Origin of the sequence: Crossiella cryophila (assembly GCF_014204915.1) — a bacterium.
Classification (GTDB): domain Bacteria; phylum Actinomycetota; class Actinomycetes; order Mycobacteriales; family Pseudonocardiaceae; genus Crossiella; species Crossiella cryophila.
This window is the reverse complement of the sequence record NZ_JACHMH010000001.1, coordinates 3,632,147-3,647,288: the sequence shown is the minus strand read 5'-3', so window position 1 is coordinate 3,647,288 and position 15,142 is coordinate 3,632,147. Positions and strand designations below refer to the sequence as shown.

14 protein-coding genes are annotated in these 15,142 nt (G+C 69.5%); 5 read left to right on the top strand and 9 right to left on the bottom strand.

The features are described from left to right. Nucleotides 1-2 precede the first annotated feature (2 nt). Genes HNR67_RS16470 through HNR67_RS16460 form a run of 3 tightly spaced genes read right to left on the bottom strand, consistent with a single transcriptional unit; the run spans nt 3 to nt 2,205 of the window. Nucleotides 3-596 carry a DUF7711 family protein gene (locus HNR67_RS16470; RefSeq protein WP_185003078.1) on the bottom strand — a complete coding sequence of 198 codons (594 nt, stop codon included), beginning with the start codon at nt 594-596 and terminating at the stop codon, nt 3-5. Next, entirely contained in the window at nt 593-1,561 is a 969-nt protein-coding gene (locus HNR67_RS16465; protein WP_185003076.1) for a contact-dependent growth inhibition system immunity protein, read from the bottom strand. Before HNR67_RS16465 ends, HNR67_RS16470 begins: the two co-directional genes overlap by 4 nt. After that, nucleotides 1,558-2,205: a TetR/AcrR family transcriptional regulator gene (locus HNR67_RS16460; RefSeq protein WP_312987397.1), complete on the bottom strand. Its 648-nt coding sequence runs from the start codon at nt 2,203-2,205 to the stop codon at nt 1,558-1,560. The genes HNR67_RS16465 and HNR67_RS16460 overlap by 4 nt, the downstream gene beginning before the upstream one ends. Before the next feature lie 102 nt (nt 2,206-2,307). Here HNR67_RS16460 and HNR67_RS16455 point away from each other — a divergent pair, with 102 nt between their 5' ends. The 3 genes from HNR67_RS16455 to HNR67_RS16445 are packed head-to-tail and all read left to right on the top strand — an operon-like array spanning nt 2,308 to nt 4,783. After that, nucleotides 2,308-2,892 carry an NADPH-dependent FMN reductase gene (locus HNR67_RS16455; RefSeq protein WP_185003074.1) on the top strand — a complete coding sequence of 195 codons (585 nt, stop codon included), beginning with the start codon at nt 2,308-2,310 and terminating at the stop codon, nt 2,890-2,892. Between the two features lie 5 nt (nt 2,893-2,897). Next, complete coding sequence (locus HNR67_RS16450; protein ID WP_221489926.1) at nt 2,898-4,271, top strand: DHA2 family efflux MFS transporter permease subunit; 1,374 nt, start codon at nt 2,898-2,900, stop codon at nt 4,269-4,271. Next, nucleotides 4,268-4,783, top strand: a complete 516-nt coding sequence (locus HNR67_RS16445) for a nuclear transport factor 2 family protein (protein ID WP_185003072.1) — start codon at nt 4,268-4,270, stop codon at nt 4,781-4,783. The genes HNR67_RS16450 and HNR67_RS16445 overlap by 4 nt, the downstream gene beginning before the upstream one ends. 213 nt (nt 4,784-4,996) lie before the next feature. Here HNR67_RS16445 and HNR67_RS16440 read toward each other — a convergent pair whose 3' ends face one another. Further along, nucleotides 4,997-5,563, bottom strand: a complete 567-nt coding sequence (locus tag HNR67_RS16440; protein WP_185003070.1) for a TetR/AcrR family transcriptional regulator — start codon at nt 5,561-5,563, stop codon at nt 4,997-4,999. 73 nt (nt 5,564-5,636) lie between these two features. On the opposite strand from HNR67_RS16440, the gene HNR67_RS16435 reads away from it, so the two are divergent. After that, a complete protein-coding gene (locus tag HNR67_RS16435) occupies nt 5,637-6,737 on the top strand; it encodes a cytochrome P450 (protein WP_246492531.1) in 1,101 nt (366 codons plus the stop codon). Here HNR67_RS16435 and HNR67_RS16430 read toward each other — a convergent pair whose 3' ends face one another. After that, nucleotides 6,738-7,799 (bottom strand): alpha/beta hydrolase, encoded by a 1,062-nt coding sequence (locus tag HNR67_RS16430; RefSeq protein WP_185003067.1) that lies wholly within the window; start codon nt 7,797-7,799, stop codon nt 6,738-6,740. An 80-nt stretch (nt 7,800-7,879) separates the two neighbouring features. Further along, on the bottom strand, nt 7,880-9,214 hold the full coding sequence (locus HNR67_RS16425) for a cytochrome P450 (RefSeq protein WP_246492530.1): 1,335 nt from the start codon (nt 9,212-9,214) through the stop codon (nt 7,880-7,882). A gap of 166 nt (nt 9,215-9,380) precedes the next feature. On the opposite strand from HNR67_RS16425, the gene HNR67_RS16420 reads away from it, so the two are divergent. After that, nucleotides 9,381-10,193 carry an SAM-dependent methyltransferase gene (locus HNR67_RS16420; RefSeq protein ID WP_185003065.1) on the top strand — a complete coding sequence of 271 codons (813 nt, stop codon included), beginning with the start codon at nt 9,381-9,383 and terminating at the stop codon, nt 10,191-10,193. Here the strand turns inward: HNR67_RS16420 and HNR67_RS16415 are convergent. The 3 genes from HNR67_RS16415 to HNR67_RS16405 form a co-directional block, all read right to left on the bottom strand. Then, nucleotides 10,153-11,505 carry a DUF418 domain-containing protein gene (locus HNR67_RS16415; protein ID WP_185003064.1) on the bottom strand — a complete coding sequence of 451 codons (1,353 nt, stop codon included), beginning with the start codon at nt 11,503-11,505 and terminating at the stop codon, nt 10,153-10,155. The two genes, HNR67_RS16420 and HNR67_RS16415, sit on opposite strands and share 41 nt — an antisense overlap. 771 nt (nt 11,506-12,276) lie before the next feature. Beyond that, nucleotides 12,277-13,779 carry a glycosyltransferase family 39 protein gene (locus tag HNR67_RS16410; protein ID WP_185003063.1) on the bottom strand — a complete coding sequence of 501 codons (1,503 nt, stop codon included), beginning with the start codon at nt 13,777-13,779 and terminating at the stop codon, nt 12,277-12,279. Between the two features lie 71 nt (nt 13,780-13,850). Then, nucleotides 13,851-15,056, bottom strand: coding sequence for an ROK family transcriptional regulator (locus tag HNR67_RS16405; RefSeq protein ID WP_312987392.1), 1,206 nt, complete (start codon nt 15,054-15,056; stop codon nt 13,851-13,853). Nucleotides 15,057-15,142: the final 86 nt, after the last annotated feature.

The window sequence follows — 15,142 nt, the reverse complement described above, 5'->3', positions numbered from 1 at the left end:
GCTCAGTCCCGGCTGGCCGCGAGCAGTTCCAGGTAACCCTTGCCCGCCCGGAACAGCGTGTCCGCATACGGTTCCAGCTTCCCAGGCGCCCAGCGGCGGGCCTCATAGGTCTCGCTGGCCGCGGTCAGTGCGGTGTGGCTGATCGCCAGCTCCTCGGCCACCCGGGCCTGGAAGTCCACTGTGGACGGAGCCTCGCTGCGGACCGTCTCTGGGTCGCCCTCGGCGAGTGTGGTCAGGGTGTCCTGGGCGATGCCGGTCTCGGCGGACCAGATCAGGGCCGGGCGGATGAGGTGGTGGTTCCAGACCGGGGCGTGCGCGGAGCGCCACAGTGGCAGGAAGGGGTTGCGGGACAGGCGGGTCAGGTTGGCCCAGTGCTGGGCGCCGGTGGGTTCGCCGCGCCAGGGCACCTCGGCGGGTGGCAGGTCCACGACCAGGGCGACGGTGATCAGTTCGGGTTCGGCCGACGGGTCCAGGATCTCGCCTGCCGTCCACAGCGCGCGTACGCGCAGCGGGCTGATCGGGTTGGGGTTCTCGATCAGCCCGGCACAGGTCTGCGCCAGGGTTTCCAGGTGGTGCGCCGCGCGGTTCCGTTTCACGGCGCCATCCTGCCTGATCCGGCGGTGACGAACCGGGTGAGGGCGTCGATGGTCCCTGTGGTGCCGGTGTGGTGGTGGCCCGCGATGCCCTGGTCCCTGGCCGCGGCGACGTGGCCGGGGGTGTCGTCGACGAACAGGGTCTGGTGCGCCGGCAGGGCGAGGGTGCGCAGGACGACCTGGTAGCTGCGCGGGTGCGGTTTGGCCACGCCTGCCTCGGCGGAGAGGACCACGCCGTCGAAGGTGGCGCGGTGGCCGGAGCGGTTGAGGCGGCGGCGGGCGCTGGGCCAGGCGTTGCTGAGGATGACGATCCGGGTGCGCGGGCCGCGCAGCTCGGCGAGTGCGGTGAGCAGGCGGTGGTTCCAGGTGACCTCGTCGGCGGCGGCACGCAGGGCGGCCAGGGGTTTGGGGCGCAGGCCGAGGCGGTCGCCGACCAGGTTCCACCACTTGTCCTCGGACATCCGGCCGATGAGCACGGTGTCGTCGTTGCCGCCGAAGACCGCGGCCAGCAGCTCGGCGGTGGTCAGTTCGGGGGTGAAGCGGGCGGCCAGGTCGTCCCAGTTCTCGGTGGCCAGCACGCCGCCGACGTCGAGCAGCAGGCCGCGGCGGTGGAAGTCCATGATCGCGGCGGCCAGCTCCGGCGGCCACTCCCCCGCGCGCACCAGCGCGGCGACCTCCGCGTGCTGGCCGGGGTGTTCGGCCCAGTGCGGCACCCCGGCGCGGAGCACGGCGTGCAGCAGGTCGCCGGGGTAGAAGGTGGACTCGGTGAGCGGGTTGGCGCGCAACTCGGCCAGGGCCAGCGGCATCAGGTGTGGCAGGCCGATGCGCTGGCCGATCAGCAGCCGCAGGTCGGCGGGGGCGAGCTGGTCCAGGGGGATCTGGCGCAGTTCGTGGCAGCGGGTGATCAGCCGGGTGGTGTCCGGGGGCGGCGGGCCCCAGTCGTCCTGTTCCAGCTCGGTCAGGTTCACTGCCCACCGACCGGTCGGTAGGCGCGCAGGAAGACCTGGACGCCCGCGGTCACGCTGGCCAGGAGTTCCTCTTCGCTGATCGGCAGCGCGCCGTAGACGGTGCTGGCCTGGACCTCGCCCGCGGCGAGCTGGGTGAAGTGCACCGCGGCCCGCTGCGGGTCCTCGATGGTCAGCAGACCGCGCTCGGCCAGGCCGGCCAGGCGGCGGGCGAGTTCGGCCGCGACCGGGCGCGGGCCGGTGTCCCGCCAGGCTTCCAGCAGGTCGGGCGGGAAGTGGCCGATCTCCGCCTGGATGTGCCGGACCAGGGCGAAGTGGCCGTTGAAGGCACGCATCGGCGCGGTGAAGTCCAGCGCGAAGGCGAGCAGGTCGGCCTCCAGGTCCAGGATCTTGTCCAGGTGCCGGGCCATGTTGGCGATCAGGACCTCGCGGACCTGGGCCGCGCTCTCCAGGATGATCGTCCGGAACAGGTCCTTCTTGTCCGCGAAGTGGTTGTAGATGGTGCGGCTGGAGACCTCGGCCTCCCTGGCGATGGTGTCGATGCTCGCCCGGGTGTAGCCGTCCCGCGCGAACACCGTCCGAGCGCCGTCGATGATCGCCTGCCGCTTCTCGGCCAGCCCCTTGCGACCGCTGTTTCCGCTGCTCACACCACTCCTCAGGAAGTTTTTTACAATGAGCGTTGTACTTGTTGCCACGATCGTTGTAACTTTGGCGACGATACCTGACCGGACATCCTTGGGGGAGTCATCATGTCGAACACTCCGTTGCGCGTGGCCGTGATCGTCGCCAGCACCCGGCAGGGCCGGTTCGGCTCGACCGTGGCGCGCTGGTTCGACCGGCAGACCGGGCAGCACCCCGGCCTGGAGATCGAGGTCCTCGACCTGGCCGAGACGCCGCTGCCGGTGGTCCTCGGCGGCGATCTGTCCACTGAGGACAGTGCCATACTCGCGCCGGTCACCGGGTTACTGGAGCGGGCCGAGGCGTACGTGGTGCTGACGCCGGAGTACAACCACAGCTACCCGGCCGCGCTGAAGAACCTGATCGACTGGCACTACACCCAGTGGCGGGCCAAGCCGGTCGGCTTCGTCTCCTACGGCGGACTCGGCGGCGGGCTGCGCGCGGTCGAGCACCTGCGCCCGGTCTTCGCCGAGCTGCACGCGGTGACCATCCGGGACGGGGTCAGCTTCCACAGCCCGTGGACCGACTTCGACGCCGAGGCCAACCACCGCGACCAGGAGGGCTGCGCCAGCGCGGCCAAGCTCATGCTGGACCAGCTCGCCTGGTGGGGTCGCGCCCTGCGCACCGCCCGCGCCGAACTCCCGTACAGCGCGTGAAAGCCGTGACGACACAGGCGATTCCGCGGTCGCGGGCGCAGGTCATCGCGCTCGTGCTGGTGCTCGGTGGGGTGCTCACCGGGCTGGACATGACCATTGTGAACGTGGCGCTCAAGCACCTCGCCACCGAGTTCGGCGCCCCGCTGGCCACGGTCGGCTGGGTGGTCACCGGGTACACCCTGGCGCTGGCCGCGGTCATCCCGGTCACCGCGTGGGCGGTCGGCCGCTTCGGCGCGCGCCGGGTCTACCTGACCGCGGTCGGGGTGTTCCTGCTCGGTTCGGTGCTGGCCGGGGCGGCCTGGGACATCGGCTCGCTGATCGGTTTCCGGGTGCTGCAGGGCCTGGGCGGCGGGATGATCATGCCGGTCAGCATGACCATCCTGGCCCGCGCGGCCGCGCCGGGTGAGCTGGGCAGGGCGATGAGCACCATGGGGCTGGGTGTCCTCATTGGACCGTTGTCCGGTCCGGTGCTGGGCGGCTGGCTGGTGGACGAGGTGTCCTGGCGGTGGATGTTCTTCCTCAACCTGCCGATCGGCGCGGCCGTGGTCCTGTTGGCACTGCGGCTGTTCCCGCCGGATGACGCGCTCACCCAGCGCCGGCTGGACCTGCCCGGTCTGCTGATGCTCTCCCCCGGCCTGGCGCTGGTGCTGTACGGGGTCACCGTCGGCGGCGAGCACGGCGACTTCACCGCGTGGACGCTGCTCGCGATCGTGACCGGACTGGCCCTGGTAGCCGGATTCCTGGTGCGGGCCAAGGTGATCCGCGACCCGCTGATCGACCTCGGGCTGTTCCGGGACCGGGTGTTCGCGGCCGGGGTGGGCACGCTCGCGCTCTACGCCAGCGGTTACTTCGGCTCGATGTTCCTGATGCCGCTGTACTTCCAGCTCGCCCGCGGCGAGAGCGCCACCGGGGCCGGTCTGCTGATCATCCCCGCCGCGCTCGGCTCCGGACTGATCATGCAGGTGGCCGGGCGGCTGGTGGACCGGTTCCCGCCGGGGCTGATCGTGCTGACCGGGATCTCCGTCGGGGTGACCGGGATGCTGGCCTTCGCCGCGCAACTGGCCGTGGACGGGCCGTACTGGGGACTGCTGATCGCGGTCACGCTGATCGGGGTCGGCGGGGGCGGCACCATGATGCCGACGATGACCGCGGCCACCCGCACCCTGCCGCCGGAGCGCACCGCGGCCGGTAGCGCGGTGCTCGGCCTGGTCAGCGCGCTGGCCTCGGCCACGGGCACCGCGGTGCTCTCGGTGGTGCTGACCGCCAACCTGGCCGCGAGCGCGCCCGGCGCGGCCATCCAACAGACCTACCTGCTGGTCGCGGGCCTGGTGGCGTGCGCGCTGCTGCCCGCGCTGATGTTGCCGAGGAGGCAGCCATGACCGAGATCGCCCTGCTGCGCAAGGAAATCCGCGCGCTGACCGACCGGGCCGAACTCACCGACCTGGTCAGCCGGTTCTTCCGGTCCCTGGACGAGCGCGGCTTCGACGCCCGCTGGGCCGCGCGGACCTTCGCCCCGGACATCGAGGTGCACTACCCGGTCGGCTCCTTCCGCGGCCTGGCCGACATGGCCGAGGTGCAGACGGTGACGATGAACCTGTTCGGCCCCACCCAGCACCTGGCTGGCAATCACCTGGTCGAGGTGGACGGCGACACCGCCACGGTGCGCTGGGACGCGGTGCACACCCACCTGCACCTGGACGCCACCCAGCAGGCCAGAGCGGATCCGCCCGGCGAGCGGTTCGTCTCCGGCGGCTGGTACGGGGCCGAGGCGGTGCGCACCGCGGAGGGCTGGCGGTTCCGGCGGGTCGAGCTGCACGTGACCTGGAAGCAAGGCAAGCCGCCACTGGTGACCGAGGAGGCGGCCGCGGCCCTGGGCCGGCTGCGGATCTAAGCACCCACCCACCACCGTGTTGGCCGTTCTCGTACGGCGTGTTGGCCGAACTGGACGCCGTGTTGGCCGAACTGGGCGGTGTGTTGGCCGAACTGGACGGTGTGTTGGCCGTTGTGGGCGGTGTGTTGGCCGTTGTGGGCGGTGTGTTGGCCGAAGGGGTGTACCAGTTCGGCCAACACTGTGTACGACAACGGCCAACACGCCGGTGGGTGCTTAGAGTGTCGCGATCACGGACTCGATCACGCTGGTGATCCGGTCGGCCGCCCGATGGGGGTCGGGCGCGCCGACGTCCAGCCAGGTGCTGATCGCGTCCAGGCTGGCGGTGGTGGCCAGCCGGGCGGCCCACTGGGTCCACGGGGTTTCCGGGATGTCCTCGGTGATGCGGGCGTGCACCTCGGCGACCATCGCCGCGCGCAGCTTCTCCGGGTGCGCCGCGAATTCCGGGTCGTGCGCGGCCTGTTGGAAGAGGACGCGGAACGCGGCGGGGTTGGCCGCGGCCCAGGCCACCAGGGCCCGCACGCTGGCCGCGCCCACCTCCACCTCGGAGCCGGTCAGCAGGTGGTCGGCGGCCCGGTCCAGCACCGCGCGGCACAGGTCGTGCTTGGACTCGAAGTGCCGGTACAGGATCATCCGGCTGATCCCGGCCTCGGCCGCGATGTCGTCCAGGCTGGTGGCACTGAAACCGTTGCGGGACAGGGCTTCGGTGGCCGCGGCCAGGATCTGCTCACGGCGCTGCGCGCGGGGCAGTCGCCGGGTCGGGGCACGGTCGTCGGCAGACATCCCTTGCAGAGTAGACCCTCGGATGTATACCTTGAGATATACATCGGAGGGTCTACTTGAGGTGGGGATGGGCATGGCACGGGTGCGGCGGATCCGGACGCCGGTCGGGGACGAGGCCTGGCTGGTCAGCGGGCACGCGGAGGTGCGGCGGCTGTACGCGGACCGGCGGCTGGGGCGGACCCATCCGGATCCGGCCGCGGCGGCGCGGCTCGGTGATCACCAGTTGCTGTCGGCCTCGGAGTTGTACTCCCATGAGCACGAGCACGAGGAGCACATGGCGATCCGGGCCGCGCTGATGCCGTTCTTCGGCGGGCGGCGGATGGCGGTGCTGCGTGAGTCGGTGCGCGGGTTGCTGGCGGAGCTGCTGGACGAGCTGGCCGCGGCCGGGCCGGGGGCTGATCTGCACTCGATGCTGTCGGCGCCGTTGTCGGTGCGGACGTTGTGCGCCTTGCTCGGCGTGCCGGACCGGGAGGTGTTCCGGGATCTGGTGGACCAGATGGACGATGTGCAGGACCGGGCGCGGGCCGAGGCTGGGCAGGCCGAGTTGTCGGCTTACCTGACCGAGGTGGTCGAGTTGCGCCGGACCAGTCCGGATGACGGGGTGCTGGCCGGACTCGCCGCGGCTGGACTGTCCACTGAGGACATCGCGGGGATCGCCACGATGCTGTTGTTCGCGGGGTACGACAGCACCGCGGTGATGATCGACGCGGGGGTGCTGTTGCTGACCCGGCACCGCGATCAGTGGGAACTGCTGCGGGTACGGCCGGACGCGGTGCCGGGGGCGGTGGAGGAGGTGCTGCGGCTGGGCGACGCGGACGCGGCCGACGGCAGCGGGATCGCGCGCTACGCCAGGGAATCCATCGAGATCGACGGGGTGACGATCGAAGCGGGCGAGGCGGTGGTGCTGGACACCGCGCGGGCCAACCTGGACGAGCGGGCTTTCGCCGAGCCGCTGCGGTTCGACCCTGGCCGCTCCCCCAACCCGCAGCTCGCCTTCGGGCACGGGCCCTGGCACTGCCTGGGCGCGCCGCTGGCCCGGTTGCAGCTGATCGAGGTGTTCACCGCGCTCCCCGCCCGGTTTCCCGGGCTGCGCCTGGGAATTCCGGACGGGGAGCTGGCGATGACGGGCAACCTGTTCACCGGGCGGGTGCGCCGGTTGCCGGTGCGGTGGTGATCAGGCGCCCACGGTGCGGCGCAGCCAGGCCCTGGTGGCCTCGCGGTACTCGTGCGCGTTCTTGTGCAGGCCAAGGGAATGGCCGGCGTTCGGCAGCACGTAGGTCTCCAGCTTGGCGGCCGGGGTGTAGTACGGGGCCTCGGCCGGGCGCAGGGTCTTGCCGCTGGTGCAGTCGCGCAGCGCGAGCAGGCCGCAGAACAGGATGTCCTTCTGCCCCACCGGCTGGAAGACGGGCACGTTGATGCCCAGGGTGGTGGGCAGCACGATGCCGAAGACCGCGACCGTGCCCATGCCGGGCACCGAGACCTGGTCCTTGGTGGCCTCGTCCGCCTCGATCACCTTGGGGTCGGCGTTGGCCGCGTTGTAGAACAGCGGGCCGCGCGCGCCGGGGCGGGTGGCGAACCAGAGCGGATCGCTGCCGCGCTTGCCCAGCAACGGATCCAGCAGGGCCGGGCCGAGGCCGAGCACCGCGCCCAGGCCCAGCACCGGCAGGGCGGGCAGGTGGGTGATGCCGCTGAGGATGACCGCGTCGACGTCCTTGTAGACCGCCGCCTCGGTGGCCACGATGCCGGAGCCGACCGAGTGGCCGACGATGACCACCTTCTGGAACGGCACCCCGCCGACCCGGCCGGCGCGCAGGTGCTGGACCACCTGGTGCATGGAGTCGGCCTCGACCGAGAGCAGCATCGGCAAGCTCAGTGGTTTGGTGGACTTGCCGGTGCCCAGGCGGTCCACCGCGAAGGTGGCGAAGCCGGCCTTGGCCATGTCGCGCTGGTAGGAGTAGCGCTCGGGCTGGTAGGGCAGGTCCCAGTACGCGCGGTTGTAGGTGCCGCCGTGCACCAGCAGCTGCACGACCGGCGGGGTTTTACCGCTGGGCAGGCAGAGCTGGCCCTGCACGGTGGCCAGACCACCGGGCAGCAGCGGCAGTAAACCGGGGCCGGTGACGGGCAGGTCGAGCACCTTGCAGTCGACCGGCTGGGCCGCGGCCTGGGGCGCGGTCAGACCGGTGAACAGCAGGGCGCAGGCCGACGCGACCGCGAACAGCTTCGGTAGCAGTCTCACGGGGAGAGCCTTCCAAGATCGGAAAGGGTCGGGAGGTGCCTGACGATACACCCGGTAGCCGGGCGGATACTTTCAGGTGACTACCGGGAGTGGACGGTCATCGGCAGCTGGTTGGGCTGCATGGTCGCCTTGACCTTGGGGTAGACCCGCTTGCCCGGCACCGGGACCAGGCGCCAGCGCGCGCCGATGGTGGCGGCCACCATCGCGATCTCGGTCTGCGCCAGGTAGTGGCCAGGGCAGAACCGGGCGCCCGCGCCGAAGGGGATGTAGGCGCCCTTGGGTAGTGCGGCCATCCGTTCGGGGGACCAGCGGTCGGGGTCGAACCGGCCGGGATCGGTGAACCAGCGCGGGTCCTGGTGCAGGGTGTGCTGGCTGACCGCGACCTCGGAGCCTGCCGGGATGCGCACGCCGCCGAGTTCGACGTCCTCCCTGGCCCGGCGCATCAGGATGATCGGCGGGGTGCGGCGCAGGATCTCGTTGACGATGCGCTGGGTGTACTCGAGTTTGGGCAGGTCCTCGAAGGTGACCGGGTGGCCTTCCAGTACCTCGTCGAGTTCGGCGTGGAAGCGGCGCTCGATCTCCGGGTTGACCGCGATCTCGTGGAAGAACCAGGCCAGCGCGACCGAGGTGGTCTCCGCGCCGGTGGTCAGGATGGTGACCACCTCGTCCTGGATCTGCTCGTCGGTCATGGCCTCGCCGGTGTCCTCATCCCGCGCGGCCAGGAACACCGAGAGCAGGTCACCGTGATCACCGCCCTGGGTGCGCGCGGTGATGATCGCCTCCGGGATGACCGCGCGCAGCCGGGCCGCGGCCTCGTCGAAGCGGCGATTGCCCGGGATGGGCAGCTTCTCCACCAGCTTCGGCGAGAACGCCCGGACCAGCACGTTCTCCAGCATGATCGGGATGGACCGCTGGATCTCGGCGAGCACATCCGGACCGAGGTCGGCCGCGAACAGGGTGCGCCCGGCGATGGTGAGCACCAGGTCCTGCATCCGGGCGTCCAGGGCGACCTGCTGGCCCTCGGTCCAGGAGTCGGCGAGGTCCTGGGCCAGGCAGGAGATGGTGGACTCGGCGTAGGCGGCGACCCGGCCGCGGGCGAAGGCAGGCAGCACCATCCGGCGCTGGCGCTGGTTGAACGCGCCGTTGGAGGTGGCCAGGCCGTCGCCGAAGAGCGGGCGCATCTTGTCGAAGACGATGCCCTTGTCGTACTTGTCCGCGTCCACCGCGAGCAGGCGCAGGGCCAGTTCAGGGCTGGTCACCATGTAGACGGGCAGCGGTCCGAGGAAGATCTGCACGACCTCGCCATGCGCGGGCAATGAGGTGAGGAAGGGCAGCGGCTTGCGCAACAGGGACAGGGTGTGACCAAGCAGCGGCAACCGGCCGGGGACCACCGCGACCATGCGAACCCACCTCATCTACCGAACGTGTGATGGCGGTAACAATAGGTAGTCGCAAGTCACGTTCGCGACGCTTCTCCAGGCACATACACACGATCGGATGGACTCTGTTATCAACCCTTCCAACGACTCCGGTGTGTCGGTCTTAAGCTGCACTCCGTAATCGTCGAGGAGGGGAGTCCGCGTGGCCGCGGAACGCAACTGGGTGCCGGCAGGCATCGACACCAGCGTGCCAAGCCCGGCAAGGGTCTACGACTACTGGCTGGGCGGCGGCCACAACTTCGAGGCCGACCGGGTACTGGCCGAACAAATCCTCAAGCTCATGCCCGACCTGCGCAGCGCCACCCAGCTGAACCGGTCCTTCCTGCGTCGCGCGGTCCTGCACATGGTCGACAACGGCGTGCGGCAGTTCCTGGACATCGGGTCGGGGATTCCGACGGTGGGCAACCTGCACGAGATCGTGCAGCGGGCTGATCCGAGTTGCCGGGTGGTGTACGTGGACCGGGACCCGGTGGCGGTGGCGCACAGCCAGATGTTGTTGGCGGGCAACCCGAACGCGGCGGTGATCCAGACTGATCTGCGCGATGTCGAGGGTGTGCTGGAGGCGCCGGAGACGCGGCAGCTGATTGACTTCGATCAGCCGGTGGGGCTGATCATGTTGCTGTTGCTGCATTTCGTGCCGGATGAGTGGGATCCGGTGGGGTTGATCGCGCAGTACCGGGAACGGTTGGTGCCGGGGAGTTTCTTCGCGGTGTCGCACGTTTCGGGGGATGCGAACGCCAGCGGGCTGGATGAGGCCGTGGAGGCGTACAAGCGCACGCAGAACGCGCCGATCGTGCGGAGCCATGAGGAGGTGCTCCGGTTCTTCGAGGGGTTCGAGCTGGAGGAGCCGGGGTTGGTGGGATGCGCGTTCTGGCGGCCGGACGGGGTGGGGGATGTGACGGACAAACAGGAGATCAACAACCTGCCGTTCGCGGGGGTTGCCCGGAAGGTGTGATGTCTTCGCGATCACCCTGCTGCCGCAAGGGCTTCCGGGCCGGGACGACGCGCGTGACGATCCAGTGCTGGAGCCATTCCAGCGGCCCACGGCTGCCCCACCGGCGCCAGAGGACCGAGAGTGCGAGCGCGAGGACGAGGAAGACGAGGAACGCCGCCGTCGTGCGGTTGTCCGGGTATCCCTGCGCGGTGCTGAACAGGCCGGAGCCGAGCAGCTGGAAGTGGGCGAAGTACCAGGTCAGCGCCATACTACCGAAGGCGGCGAACGGCCAGAGCAGCCGTCGGCACATGGTGCGCTCCATCGCGATGAGCAGACCGCCGAGCAGGGCGGTGATGAGGCCCATCATGAGGACGAACTCGACGATGCTGAACAGGGTGCGTGCCGGGCCGGGCCAGGCCATCGTGATGAGTTCCTGCCATGGCGCGCCAACACCCTCGGCGGGCTTGGCGTCCGTGACCGCGGCCGCCGCGCCGAACGGATACATGGCCAGGAGTCCGATGAGGACAGTGCCGACGGCAGTCGCGGAACCAGTCACCACCATGCGGGCGCGAATCAGGTGACTGCGTAGGTCAAGCCGGCCCAGCGCGAGGCCCAGCACAAGAAACGGCAGGACGGCGATGGTGTCCTGGGAGGTGCTTCCAGCGCCGAAGACGACGTTCTGCATCGTCGGCAGCCAGTCCTCGGGGTGCGCGAGCAGACTGAACCCGCCGTGCTCGGACATCCGCGTCATCTGCTCCAGGTCCGGTTCGAACAACCGCAGATTGTGCTGGAGGAGCTTGAAGATCGGTGCGGCGACCGCCAGCACACCGGCGATGACGAACAACGTCCGCGCCCGCAGCAACGCGAACGGCAGCAGGAGCACCAGCCACACCGCGTAGAAGTGCAGGATCTGGGCATCCCAGGCGCCGAGTTCGCCGAGCACGAGCGCGAGCAGGAACAGGACCAGCGCCCGCACCACCACCCGCAGCGCGCTTCGGGCCATCACCGGTCCCCGGTGCCGCCGCACTCCGCCGGTGGTCAGCGCGACGGTGACTCCGGCCAGCAGGAAGAAGATCTCCCGGGAACGGACGTCTAGCAGGCGGTTCAGCCAGCTGATCGATTCCGGCGGGTGGCCGGGTGGTCCAGCGGTGAGCCAGCCGGTGACGCCGAAGTGCATCCAGATCATCCCGAGGATGGCGATCGTGCGGAGGACGTCGATGCCGAGCAGTCGGCCTTCCGGGAGGTGGCGGCGCCAGGAGGGTGCCGATTCCGGGTGCTGGACGGTTTGCCGGATGGTGGCATCTGCCGTGTCCTGCTGGGGGTTGTCGGCCATGTCCTCAGGTTTCCGGCGGGATGGCCGGGTCGTGTCCTGGGCTTGTCGCAGTTGTGTCGCGTTGGCCGGGGTTCGCGATCCGTGGCGGGGCGGGTTTGGGGTTGGGGTTGGGGTTGGGGGTAGACCCCCACGACGAGGGTTCTCGTGTGTTCTCCGTACGGCCTGGAGCTTGCTGACCGCGCCTCGCCGAGTGGCCCCTGCAACCTGCCGCCGCCTGCCCACGAATCCGCAACGGGGGCCGCTCGGTGAGGTGTGGTTGGCTTGCGGAAGGCCGTACGGAGAACACACGAGCCCTCGGAGCCACGCTGGGTCCGGCCCCGGCAGCACAAACCCATGCCCCGCAACCTGCTCATCCCGGTTCTTGACTTGCCCTCCCCCCTCCGGTGGTCTGCCCGGCCGGCGAGGCCATCTTTTCCGCTCTTGATCTTTGCGCTTGTGGCCTCTGTTGCTGAGGTACCCGAACGAAAATCAAGATCAAGATCGTCCTCGCCGGACGGGCAGGAATCAAAGGATGGGGGGGAAAGTCAAAGACAAGAGCAAAGAGCAGTGCTCGTACGGTTCCCCCATCCCCGTCAGCCTTCCGATACCAAACCACATCCCGGCAAGCGACCGCCGTTGCTGTTGGGTGGCTAGGGCGGCGGCAGGTTGAGCGGCCGCTTGCCGGGATGTGGTGTGTCCTCTCCAGGCTGACGGGGATGGGGGAACCGCTCGGATTGGGTTTTTGAAAAGCCAGCCCGGCTGCCTGTGCGCGGGCTTTGCCCTGCGGTTGCTCTAGTTCAGGTGGGTGATCTCTGGCCAGAGTTCGTCCCAGGACTTTGTTGTGTCCTCGCAGAGCCAGATTGTGCCGCCGTGTTCTCTGTTCTTGATGTTCAGGTTGTTGCGGATTTCGGCTACCTGGCGGAGGGTGGTGCATGCCTTCTTGACCCAGGCTGGGGCGTCCGGGTACTTGGCGGGCTGGACCAGGATCGCGTTACGTGCCGTGGCGGGTGGGCGTTCCCAGGCTGCGTAACCTCGGTATCCACTGTGGACACTCGGGAGTCCCTGGGTTCGGCCGTAGCGTTGCAGGGCGGCTGCTTGGCCGAAGTTTTCGGCGATGAGGACTGTGTTCTTGCGTTGGGTTGACGGTAGTCCGTTGTAGACCTTGGTGACTGTGTTGGTTAGTTCTGGCCAGCCGAACTGTTCTGCGGTCAGGCCGTTCATCTGCACCACTGGGATGCGGTCTAGGTAGCTCTCCGGGACCAGGGGGAGGGCCAGGGGGGCGATGAAGATCGCTGACAGGGTGGCGGTGGTGGCCACCAACGCTGTGCGGAGTTTGGTGGTTCCGTTGGAGAGCCAGGCATCCACGGGCAGGGCGCCTGCGGCGAGCAGGGCGGGGTAGCCGCCGAAGAGGTAGAGGGGGGAGCCGCCTGCGGCGAGCAATGCCGCGGTGAGGATCAGGTAGGAGGCGCCCAGGAAACGGAGTTGGGGGGTGCGGAGTAGGTGGATCAGGCCTGCCAGCCAGAGGGGGATCAGGAGGGGGCCGATTACCAGGGCTTGCATGGCGAGGAAGGACAGGGGGCCGCCTCGGTCGGCGTTGCCTTCGCTGAGGACCTTGGCCATTTCCAACTGGGGCCAGCCGTTCTCGAACTGCCACAGGAGGTTGGGCAGCCAGATCAGGACGGCGATGGCTCCGCCCGCGTACAGCCAGGGGCTGCGGAACAGGGTTCGGGGGCCGGTCAGGGCGATGGCGAGCAGCAGGGAGGCCACTACCCCGCCGATGAGGTACTTGTTGTGCAGGGCCACGCCGAGTACCGCTCCCGCGACCAGCAGGAGTCTGGGGTCGGCGCCTCGGATCACCTTGACCAGGAGCCACACCACGGCTGCGGTGAAGGTGATGTCGAAGGTGGTGGTGTGCAGCATGTGGCCGGGGATCAGGACCATGCCGGAGAGCGCGGTGCCGATCGCGGCCAGGGTTTGGGCTCGGCGGGTGCCGCCCAGTTCCCGGGTGGTCAGGGCTACCAGGAGAACGGTCAGGCCTGCCGCGATGGCCGCCGGGATTCGTTGGGCCATCAGGGAATCGGGGGCCAGCAGGTTCATCAGGGCGGCGATCATGGGGGTGAAGGACGGCTGGTCAGGGTAGCCCCAGGCCGGGTGCTGGCCCGCGATGATGAAGTACAGCTCGTCGCGGTGGTAGCCGTAGCCGCCGCTGAGGGCGATCAGTACCAGGGTGACCGCCGCTGAACTTGCCAGCGCTCCCCTGGACAGCGCTTGGCGGACCGAAGTCTCCTGCTTCATGGGGAAAGCCTGGCGGGAAACGGACTTTCGCTCCATGGGTGTGTGTCCCGGGGGCGATGGTGGTGCCAGGTCTACCGGGGTGGAGGGGTCAGCTTGCCGCCGGAGCGGAGGAAGTGGTTGACCCAGAGGGTGGCGGCGCCCAGGGCGATGGCGTCGGGGCCCAACTGGCAGAGGGCGATCTGGGTGCCGTCGAAGGGGTGGTGCAGGGCGTAGCGGCGGGCGGTCTCGCGGATGAGGGGGAGGTTGTCCTCGGCGAGCAGGAGGCCGGCCCAGCCGCCGAGGAGGATGCGTTCGGGGTTGAAGAGGTTGATCAGGTTGGCTATGCCCGCGCCCAGGTAGCGGGCGCTTTCCTGGATGAGGGCTTGGGCCTGGGGGGACGGGTCGGACAGGGCCTTGCGGAAGGCGGATTCCTCGTCGAGGAGGGGTTCTGGGTTGGGGTGCAGGTTTCGGTGGCGGGCGACTATGGCGGCGGCGCCGGTGTAGGACTCCAGGCAGCCCTGGGAGCCGCAGCGGCAGGGTGGGCCGTCCAGGGACAGCGTGGTGTGGCCCCACTCCCCCGCACTGCGCCGCGCGCCGCGGAAGGGGTTGCCGTCGGCGATGACGCCCGCGCCCACGCCGGAGCCGATCAGGGCGATCACCGCGTGCTGGGCGCCTCGGCCCGCGCCGAACCACATCTCGGCCTGGCCCATGGTGTTCGCGCCGTTGTCGATGTGCAGGGGCAGGTCGGTTCCCTTGCGCAGCAAGGTTTCCAGCGGGACCGTGTGCCAGGCCGGGGTGTGGCCGTGCACCAGCAGCTCGGCGCCCTGTTCGACCAGGCCGGGCACGCCGACGCCGACCCCCAGGATGCGGTCCGGGTCGACGTTGTCGGCGGCCTGGACCTTGGCCAGGCCGGTCAGGATGTGGTTGATCACCAGGTCCCGGTCCTGGTTGTCCGGTTCGATCGGCAGGGTCTGCTCGGCCAGCACCGCCAGGGTGAGGTCGAAGGCCTTGACCCGCACCCAGGTCTCGGCCACCTCCACCCCGATCACCGTGGACTGCCCTGGGTTCACCCGGAGCAGGCCGCGTGGGCGCCCACCGTCGGAACCCACCGTGCCCGCCTCCACGACCAACTGCTCCTCGACCAGTTGGCCCACCACGTTGCTCACCGATGCCTGGCTCAGCCCGGTGCCCGCGGCGAGTTCCTGCCTGCTGACCGGGCCGTCGAAGTACAGCCTGCGCAGCACCGTTGCCCGATTGCCCCGCCGCAGGTCGTGCACTGTCTGACTGTTCTCGCGCACCCGGGTCCCTTCGCCGTCTTGACCGATTATCAACCTGCCAGTTAAATCACAGCTTGAAATAAGGTTTGTTGTCAGCTTGTCAGCTC